This is a genomic window from Streptomyces sp. NPDC059010 (assembly GCF_042740355.1).
Lineage (GTDB): Bacteria > Actinomycetota > Actinomycetes > Streptomycetales > Streptomycetaceae > Streptomyces.
The window spans coordinates 1-5,803 of the sequence record NZ_JBHYJA010000100.1; the positions used below are offsets into that span (position 1 = coordinate 1).

General features: G+C 67.7%; 4 protein-coding genes and 1 pseudogene. 2 read left to right on the plus strand and 3 right to left on the minus strand.

Translation table 11 applies throughout. The features are described from left to right. The first annotated feature begins 392 nt into the window (after positions 1-392). Positions 393-1,226 carry an alpha/beta fold hydrolase gene (locus ACFWYS_RS46375; protein ID WP_384783125.1) on the plus strand — a complete coding sequence of 278 codons (834 nt, stop codon included), beginning with the start codon at positions 393-395 and terminating at the stop codon, positions 1,224-1,226. Here ACFWYS_RS46375 and ACFWYS_RS46380 read toward each other — a convergent pair. Further along, entirely contained in the window at positions 1,120-2,079 is a 960-nt protein-coding gene (locus ACFWYS_RS46380) for an enolase C-terminal domain-like protein (protein ID WP_381309105.1), read from the minus strand. The two genes, ACFWYS_RS46375 and ACFWYS_RS46380, sit on opposite strands and share 107 nt — an antisense overlap. 68 nt (positions 2,080-2,147) lie before the next feature. On the opposite strand from ACFWYS_RS46380, the pseudogene ACFWYS_RS46385 reads away from it, so the two are divergent. Next, a pseudogene (locus ACFWYS_RS46385) lies at positions 2,148-2,330 on the plus strand (CocE/NonD family hydrolase C-terminal non-catalytic domain-containing protein); the annotation flags it as partial. 534 nt (positions 2,331-2,864) lie between these two features. Here ACFWYS_RS46385 and ACFWYS_RS46390 read toward each other — a convergent pair. Then, positions 2,865-3,962, minus strand: a complete 1,098-nt coding sequence (locus ACFWYS_RS46390; protein WP_384783127.1) for an NmrA family NAD(P)-binding protein — start codon at positions 3,960-3,962, stop codon at positions 2,865-2,867. Between the two features lie 52 nt (positions 3,963-4,014). Then, positions 4,015-4,893, minus strand: coding sequence for an alpha/beta fold hydrolase (locus ACFWYS_RS46395; RefSeq protein WP_384783130.1), 879 nt, complete (start codon positions 4,891-4,893; stop codon positions 4,015-4,017). Between the last annotated feature and the right edge of the window lie 910 nt (positions 4,894-5,803).

Here is a 5,803-nt window from a genome sequence, read left to right on the forward strand (position 1 = left end):
GCTCAACACGACGGCATGACTTCCACCACCCCGCCCGGCCCTCCCGCATCGTCCTGCCAGTGGTCCCACGCTGACAGGAACCGGCGCGAGGGCCGGGCGGACCCCTGTCCGTACGCCGACCGCCTCGCGAGAAACCTCCGCCCACGCATGTCGTCCTGCCGGACAGCGGCCACTGGCCCCAGCGACCCCAGAACTCGCCGCCGCACCGGATCAACACACAGAATCGCCACCAGGTCCTGACCCGCAGGACCGCGACGCCGTGAAGGCGCCTCGGAGTTGACTTCATGACCCATGTGACACCGCGACCGCCGTTCGGCGAGGACTCCGCGACCCATGAGCCCCAGTCCCCGTCAGTTGGCCGGGTACGTCATCGGAAGGTTCTGGCAGGCGGATTGGAAGTTCCGATCCTGGAGGCCGGCAGCGGGCCGCTGGTCCTCTGCCTCCATGGCTTTCCCGACCATGCAGCAAGCTGGACGGGGCTTCTCAACCGCCTTGCACGGGAGGGGTATTGGGCGGTCGCACCCGCACTCCGCGGGTACTGGCCCGGTGGCGCGGCACCCGACGGCTCCTATCGCCCGTTCTCGACCGGTCAGGACGCCCTCGCCCTGATCGAAGCGCTCGGGCGCGAGCAGGCGGATCTCATAGGTCATGACCTCGGTGCGGTGGCGGCGTACGCGGCAGCGAGCCTCGACGCGACACGTGTGCGCAGGCTTGTCGGTATGGCGGTTCCCTACGGCCCTCAACTGGGCACCGCGTTCGTCACCGACGGTGACCAGCAACGACGTAGCTGGTACATGTACTTCTTCCAGACAGCCATCGCGGAGGCGGCCGTCGCGTTCGACGACTTCGCCTTCATCGACCGGCTCTGGCGTGAGTGGTCGCCCGGCTATGAGCTGTCGGAGGTGGAGCGTGCCGCGCTCAAGGAAACCTTCCGTGCTCCAGGTGTCCTGCGGGAGACCCTCGGCTTCTACCGCCAGTTGTTCACTCCGCCCGCGGACGAGGCGGCCCGCATCATGGAAGCCCGGGCGAGCGGTGCCATCACCGTCCCGTCGCTCTACCTCCACGGGGCCGACGACAACTGCATGTCCGTGGAGTTGAGCGAGGGCATGGACGCGCTGTTCACGAACGGCTTGGAACGCGTCGTCGTACCCGACGCAGGTCACTTCCTGCACCTGGAGCAGCCCAAGCCGGTCGCCGACCACATCCTGGGTTTCCTGAACGGCTGACGCCCCGCCAACCAGCCAGGGTTCGGCCCCTTTCCTCCGCGGCCTTGGATCGGGCCGGCCGGCTACCGGGCTGCCAGTGAGCCCCCGATGTTGCGCCAGACCGGATTGCGCCGGCGGTGGCCGTGTTCGGCGGCGGCGCGACCCACGTCCTCGTCGACGGTGATGCCGAGGCCGGGCGCTGTCGGGGTCGACGTACCCGTCGCGGAACGTGAAGAGTGCGGTGGTGTCGGCGAGGTAGTCGAGCAGGCCGCTGCTGTCGCCGTAGCCGATGCCCAAGGCCAGTTCCCGAATGAGGAAGTCGGGGATGGCGAAGTCGGGTTGGAGATTTGGAGGTGGCGGCGAGCGCGATCGGGCCGAGGGGACAGTGCGGTGCCACCAGGACGTCGTACGGTTCCGCCATCGCGGCGATGCGGTGGGGCCCGGAGATGCCGCCAGCATGGCTGATGTCAGGCCGGGTCACGGCGATGCCGTCGGAGAGCACCGAGCGGAAGTCCCAGCGGGAGCAGAGCCGTTCGCCGGTGGCGATGGGGATGGGGATAGAGATGGAGATGGAGCGCACCACGGCGCCGAGGTCCCAGGAGGACTCAGGCAGCACGGGCTCCTCGACGGAGAGCGCCAGGAGTGGTTCCAGGAAGGGCAGGGCACGGCGGGACATCGCCTCGCTGAACCGGCCGTGGAAGTCCAGTGTCAGGTCGCGGTCCGGCCCGATGGCATCGCGGACCGCGACCGCGGACACGCCGGCTGCGATGGCGTCGATCGCGGCGAGGGGCTCCAGCCGGCCGGCACGACCGAACCGCTCGCCGAGGACCTCGAAGTCACCGGCCGTGTCAAGGCCCGTACTCCTCGCCGCCATGGACGGACCCTCCACCGACTGGGGTGGCCCGCCTGCGCGACGTCGACGAGCACGGCGTCTCCCGCAACGTGACCGAAGGCATCCTGCGGGTACGGGAAGCGGCACCGGGTGAGCCGGCCGAGCCCGCCGTGGACGTGTGGTCGACCAGCATCGTCCTCCGCCCGGGCCACCGCATACTGCTCCAGGTCACCTCCGGCGACTTCCCCCGCTGGAACCGCGACCCCAGCACCGGTGAGCTCGAGGAGAGCGCGGCAACGGCCCGGGTCACCCGCCAGCAGGTCTTCCAGGCCCCCGCCCGGCCCTCCCGCATCGTCGTGCGGTGGTCCCGGGCCGGCAGGAGCCGACGGAAGGGTCAAGCGGCCTTCAGGACACCTACCACGTCAGCTCCAGCAGCCTCGGAACTCGCTGCCGCACTGGCACTGCACCGGGGAAGCGCCCCGGCTCAGCCTTTGCCCAGGTGGATCTCGGTGATCTTGCCGTCGACGACGCATGATGAGTCCTGGCCGTTGAGGCCGACCGTGGGCCGCCGGTGGGGAAGCCGAAGGCATCTCCGGTGTGGACCGCCGTCATCCGCTGATGGAGGGCCACCCAGCCGCCGGAAGCTCCTGCTGGAACAGGCTGCCGTGCGGTGTGTCGGTGAATCAGTCGGGAACCGTGGCGATCGAGGCCCCGTCAGTGGCGGGGTTGTGGTCAATCACCTCCGTGGCGAACACCTCTTCCGCTCCACCCGCTGCGCGCACGGGAAACCCGCCGACGCTTCCGAGCACACCGCTGGACCGGTCCGTCTACAGCTTTCCCGTCCTGAAGTCCGCGCTGCTCTTGAGAACCGCGGATTCCATGGTCCAGTTCTCCGCCTGGACCCTTTCCCAGAGACTTCCCTTGCCGGATTCCCTGCCCAACTGGTCCTCCCGGCGGAACCATTCCTCGGCGGTCCTGATCCTGTTCGGGTGGATCTCGTCGAGCAGGGCGTAGTCCCTGGTGATGATTCCGTGCTTCCACACGTTCCAGAATCCGGTGAAATTGTCGCGGAAACTCATGGTGCTCTTGTCGTCGGGGTCGGCGTTGTATCCCGCAGGGGCATCGGCGATCCCCGTCAGGTCCGGATGGCTCCAATAAGCGTCCAGATCGGTGTCGATGTACCGCGCCGGGTGCCCGGTGACCTTCTCGAATGCCGCGGCCATGTCGGCGTAGGTCATGTGCTCGATGGCGACTTCGAGGTCCATGCCGTTGGCCCGTTCCGGGTTGTCGAAGAGCCAGCGGACATAGAAGCCGCAGTCTTCCAGGGCGACGTGCGGGACGGCCCCCTCGCCGAGCGGGACGCGCCACGTGACGACACCGTCCTCGACCGAGGGTGTCATGGGCGTGAGCGGAGAGATCACCATCTCGATGTAGGGACCCGACGTGAAAACCGCCGCTCCCATCCGATCCCTGTTCTTCTCGTTCTGGAACAGCACCCACTCGGCCATGCGGCCCTTGCCGTCATAGTGGCCGGTGCGGAACCTGGAGTCGTAGCCCGACTTCTTCAGGGCGTAGTCGAGGTTGCCGTAGACGAAGAACTTGATTCCTTCTTCGATCGCGATCTCGTACGTGCGGATGGCCCAGTACGTCTCCGCCTTCTCGCCGGTGTTGAACCCGTCGATGTTGATGAACGCCCCGTCGCAGCCCCGAAATCCCTCACGCAGTACCTCCTCGTCAGCGAACGTTCCTTCGAGGATGGAGACATTCCCCAGCGCCACGAGCTCCTGAGCTCGGGGGGAGCCGGCGTCGCGGGTCAGGACCTTGACGGAGTACTTCTTGTCGGCGACAAGAGCGCGAACGATGGGCATCCCTTGAGCCCCGGTGCCGCCGACGACGAAGATGTTGGATGTGGCGTGAGAGGACATGGTTGTTGACTCCTTGGTTGTCTGTGCGGTGAGGGTTTTCAGCGTTTTCGTGTCAGGCCACCGCGTTCAGTAGGTCGGCCACCACTTCGGGCCTCTCCAGCGCGATGAAGTGGTCCGCTCCCGGCACCTGCGTGAAGTCGGCTGCGGGAAGCACCCTCTTGTTGGCCTCCCGGTCGGAGAGGCGGGACCAGTCGTTCTCGCCGTAGACGAGGTGGACCGGCGCCTTGACCTCGGGGTAGCGCGAGCGGGCCGCGATGAGGCTGGGCATGTTCCGGTACAGAGCGCGTGCGACGGTCGGGAAGCCGGGACGCCTGCCCGACTGGAGGAGCTCGTCCAGGTAGTCCTCCCGGAAGGCGGCCTTGTCACCGACGCCGCCCTGCAGGATCCTGCGCAGGACGGGCTTGGGCTCCTGCTCGGCGATCAGCTTGCCCACGCCCGGAGCGATGATCCCGCTGATCACCACGCGGGCAATGAGGCTGGACCGGGCGATCCCGTCGCGGTAGTCGTACGGGTTCACCGACACGACCCGCCGTACCCGCTCCGGCAGATCGGCCGCCGTGGTCAGGGCGAGTACCCCGCCCAGGGATTCCCCGACCAGTGTCACGTCGTGGAGGTCGAGTTCGGTGAGGAGCCGCTCGACGCCCACACGCAGCGCCGGCTCTTCGTAGGACGCGCCGGGCACGATCTCGGAGTAGCCCATACCCGGCAGGTCGAGGGCGTACACGGTGTACTGGTCCGCGATCAGCGGGATGAGGTGGCGGTAGTGCTCGGCTTGGGTGCGCAGGGTGTGCAGAAGGACCAGGGGGGCGCCGGTGCCCGCCTTGAGGTAGCGCAGCGTTCCCTCGTGGCCGCCGGATCCCGGGCGCGGAGCGATGGTGTGGGTGGTGGTCCCCGGAATGTGCATCGTGGAACGTACTTCCTGGTCGGGCATGCCTCTGTCTCCTTGCGTGAACTGCGGATGAGTGATGCGGACACGTCGAACAGCGCCGGCATGCGCGTCGGACCTGCGCTCGTCGACACCCGTGGTCAGGCGGGTGTCCATATGGCCGATCTACGGCCGGTCACCGCGATGCCACGCGGCTCAAGACGTAGGTCTCACCGGCGACGAAGGGGCTCGCGCCTCCGAAACAGCCACGAGCACCTCCCCCAGGCGGGAAAACCGATCGGTTTCCATCACTGTAAACCGATCGGTTTCCAAGTACAAGTCCACGCTCCGGAGAAGCCGACCGCCTGAACGGGGGACCGAGGCGGCATCCCGGAACTCACCGTCGACGCGGTTGCGCAGAGCGCGTATCCATACCTCCTTGAAGCAAGGGGAATCTGCACTGGACGCATCGGGCCACGACCGCCCGCAGGGCGTGCCCTGAAGGCCGTTGGCGGGGTGGATCGGTTGAAGCGTCCTCGGTGTAGCCGCCGACGCAGGCCAACGGATGGAGCGTTGTCGGCCAGGATCCGGCACAGGGTGGTCAAGCCCACGTCGACGTCGGACCGCGATGCTCGATCAGGCCATTGGTGTATAGGGCCGGCAAGCTGCCCTCAGGCACGTCCACCTCGACCGTCTCCATGTGCGGGCCGCCCGGACCCCGTGGCGGGATGGCCCGGAGATCCAGGGATTGCGCAGTGCCGGCGCACTATCACTGGCGGCGGGTGGCCGGCCCGGGCCATGGTGCAGCTGGTCGTGGAATAGGCCAGTCGACGGTCGGGGAGATCTTCGTCCCCTACGGCGCCTGCATGACGATAGGTCATCGAACCGGATCCGCGTGGCGGTCGGGCCGATAGCCGGAGCAGCCCGCCGACCGCGCGGCCATGCATGCCTTCGCCGTCAGGCCACCGGGTTCAAA